Origin of the sequence: Aphanothece microscopica RSMan92, from assembly GCF_046613545.2 — a bacterium.
GTDB lineage: Bacteria > Cyanobacteriota > Cyanobacteriia > PCC-6307 > Cyanobiaceae > NIES-981.
This window is the reverse complement of record NZ_JBKKKY020000333.1, coordinates 1-626: the sequence shown is the minus strand read 5'-3', so window position 1 is coordinate 626 and position 626 is coordinate 1. Positions and strand designations below refer to the sequence as shown.

Here is a 626-nt window from a genome sequence, read left to right as displayed (position 1 = left end):
GCCCCGGAACCGCAGGATGGCGCCGTATAAGGGAAGCCCGCCGCGGGGGCAAGCCCGAAGATGGCCCCCTGCCCCGGCGGACGTCATTCGGCCAGGCGCTGCAGGCCCATGCCGGTGAAGATCAACCCGAGACAGGTGACGACCGAGATGACCAGCCCATAGGCCACAAGGTTCAGGGTGCGGCTGCGTCGCGCCGGGGGGATGGCCGTGAAATGCTGGCCGGGGGGCAGCAGGCGCCTGAGCCAGACCAGGAGGGCCACGGACAGGATGCCGGACAGGGCGATCCAGGCATCCAGATAGTCCGGCCAGCGGACAAAGCCGAAATCGGCGGCGGCGGCCTGCAGCGGGACCATCCCGGCGACGGCCGCAAGGGCCACAGGCAAAGGCTTATGCATCGGTCAAACCCCGTCACGCGTTACGAACAGGCATATGGGTCGCGGCACGGCACGGCGGAAATGCGGCCGTTTCACGAAAAAACCCCGCCGTTGCCGGCGGGGTCTGATCGTGGCGGCGGCGGTGCGCCTTACCAGTCTTCGCGGATCACGACGCGGGTGGTGACGGGCAGCTTCATCGCGCCCAGGCGCAGGGCCTCACGCGCGATGGCTTCGGACACGCCGTCGATCTCG

General features: G+C 69.0%; 1 protein-coding gene. It reads right to left on the bottom strand.

Going from position 1 to position 626, the window contains the following annotated elements; all coding sequences use genetic code 11:
- Positions 1-83: 83 nt before the first annotated feature.
- Positions 84-353, bottom strand: coding sequence for a hypothetical protein (locus ACLD7X_RS17840; RefSeq protein WP_425625460.1), 270 nt, complete (start codon positions 351-353; stop codon positions 84-86).
- Positions 354-626: the final 273 nt, after the last annotated feature.